General features: G+C 52.2%; 2 protein-coding genes. Both read right to left on the minus strand.

Annotated elements, in window-relative coordinates:
* Positions 1 to 433 precede the first annotated feature (433 nt).
* The gene (locus DUT91_RS24720) at positions 434 to 769 is read right to left on the minus strand and encodes a hypothetical protein (protein WP_114443028.1); all 336 of its coding nucleotides are present in this window, start codon (positions 767 to 769) and stop codon (positions 434 to 436) included.
* An 80-nt stretch (positions 770 to 849) separates the two neighbouring features.
* Positions 850 to 1,794 (minus strand): hypothetical protein, encoded by a 945-nt coding sequence (locus DUT91_RS24725; RefSeq protein WP_114443027.1) that lies wholly within the window; start codon positions 1,792 to 1,794, stop codon positions 850 to 852.
* Between the last annotated feature and the right edge of the window lie 810 nt (positions 1,795 to 2,604).

Genomic DNA, 2,604 nt, shown 5'->3' on the forward strand with positions numbered 1-2,604 from the left:
TTTTCTGCCCTATGTACCGACGACGTGCTGCCCTGCACAAATCATGGGGTCACTGGTGATGGACACGAGGGCAGAATCATTGTCCCCACTTCCGCCGCTGAACTGGTCGTGTTGTCACGCTATAAGAGATGAATGCTGACATGGCTTCGAAGCATGAACAAGCCGAGATGGGCCATGAAGGTGCGCAACAAAAAGGCCCCTGCGTTAGCCAGGGCTTTGGATAGGGAAAGGGAAGGGGCGACGGGCGACGGGCGACGGCTTGAAGCTCTTGCCCCTTACCGGGCCGAAATGAGAAGCCCGCCGCGCTGAATCTGATGGAAGGAGATGTATCTGGGATCACCGCTCCATCCAGATCTTAATCAGCTGGATCACCGTGACCAGAAACATTGCAATCGTTATGACAGATGCGGCCACGTCAAAGATTTCCATCCCTTCACTTGCAGCCCTTACTTTTGGCTGCCGATTCAATGGCGTTCACTTTGCCCTTGGATACGGCAACCTGGCCTTCTTTGTCCCCGCCGAACGTGCTGGATGCAGGAACGCCGAGTAGGAAAACACCGACTGCATCGCCGGTAGCGGCTTGGTTCTGCTGCTTTGAGAGGGCGGCTAAATTGTTGCGCTCTTTGATGAGCTCCTGCGCCAACTCTGCGCAACGCAGGTTGGTGTATGCCGCCATCGGTATATCGACAGGTACGATAGCATCCGGCCGTTTTGCGCACGCGACGAGAGAGGCGCTCAAAGCGAGCGCAGTGAGTGCGTGTAGTTTCATGGAAGTCCCCCTTAACAGCCGCAAATTGCAAAGTGCGAATGCGATAGTCAAGGGGATAGTGATGTGAACACCGTCGCTCACTATTCGCTATCTGGTCCGACTTGTCGAAACAGTAGCAAAGGCGTAATCCCGAAAGATGTAGCGGGCCGACCGAGTAATGGCCTTATCGCTGGCACGAGATGGGGAACGAGCATCCCTCCAAGCCCACCCAAGGTTGTGCCGGCAATTGTCTGGCTTGCAAGCTCCGACAGAAAGTTTTCATCTTCAGGCCTGGCATCTAAAATTCCTACGAAGCTCCATGTTCCCGCAATTGTCATGCCGTGTTTCATGAAAAGATCGACTGGTGAGACTGTTAGGCACTCTTCTTTCAAGCTCGCCCAAACAGACATATTGTCGTGCGTTATCGACGACTGGATAGAATGGGGAAGTACTGACAGTAAATCCGTTGCGAGTTCGATGCTCTGCTCTGCTCCGGTCTGGCCCGCAGGTTTGGTAACTGCATCTTTTCGCCTAGAATGTCTGTTACCTATACCGTCTTGGACCTTTACGCCTTGATTCATTGCGCGTTTGATCGATGGGAGGCTCCACATCCCGCGCAACAGCCCCATATCAAAGGCTGCTAGACTCCCTGATGCCAAAACGAACTGACCAATGCGGGCAACACTTATGTCGCGTTGCAACAATCTGTTCTCATCGAGGTAGTCAAGGAAATTGAGCGCGTTTGCCCAACGTGGGTCATAAGTTCGTTGACTATCTTGACCGTATTCCGAAGCAGCATCTGTTTCGCTAGAGATCGAGCCCTTCACCAACAAGGTGTTGCCATCCAGCTTATTCGCAACGACTGTGCTCTTGTTGCGGTTGGCGTGCTCTCTATGGGTAATTTCGGTCAAATGACCAAATGCGTCGAACTGGGATAGGAAAGATGAAATTCGCGCTGTGTCGTAATAAAGAAAATCAAAGACGGAATCGGTTCTTTGTCCTTCTTGCGCCCTGGCTGATGCTGTCTTCAGTTCTTCGAATTCCACGTTCGACCTCGCCTGCTTCCTCGGTTGTTACTTTTTTCGCGCGAACAAGGTCAGCAGGAATAGTCGATAGAAGGACATCAACGGACGCTTTAAGCCTCCGCAATGTGCCTTCGCTCTTTTGGCGCTGCTTTGCCAACAGGTCCTCTTTCATGGCTGCCCCCAGATACATACCGCATAGTAAAGAAATTCCAGGAATTCTCAATGGCCTCAATATGGCTCAGCTCCCCGCTGCACTTCCATCATATGGCCTCAACTGCACGGCCACTCAATTACCCCATAGTCGCGAGCGCCCTACGGGGCGCTCTTTCTTTGCAAGCAGTTTGTTTCGCCGTGATACGTACGGTGGCAAAGGCGGCTCGTTCCTCGCGCTGCAGTTGTACAAAGGTGTTCTAGTAGAAACTGGAGTAGACGGAAACTCTCGCTAAAGGTGACTGATTAATCCACTTTGATAATTTGCTCCACGTGAATTCTTTGCGGTTGGGGTCTTCCAAAACACCCGTTGTTTCGTCCAACCTCACGCGCGACCGATTTAGTTTCGAGAGTCGCTTTTCGATCAGACAGGGCATATACCACCTTTTGGCAAGTGCTCATCCCAGCCATATCGGCTGCCGGGTTCCTTTCACGTTGCGGGGATGTGCAGGCTGCTAGCGCAACAGCAAAAAACAGCACCAAAAACAGCTTCATTCGTGAGCGTCCGGTGAGTCGGTTTTGTTTAGGTGCGGAATTAGCGCAAGTTACGACACAGATGATTCATTTGTGACGTAACAGGGTATGAATGGCCAAGGTTGAGATCCTGACGGGTGCCGAGCG

Origin of the sequence: Paramesorhizobium salinisoli (assembly GCF_003335045.1) — a bacterium.
Lineage (GTDB): Bacteria > Pseudomonadota > Alphaproteobacteria > Rhizobiales > Rhizobiaceae > Paramesorhizobium > Paramesorhizobium salinisoli.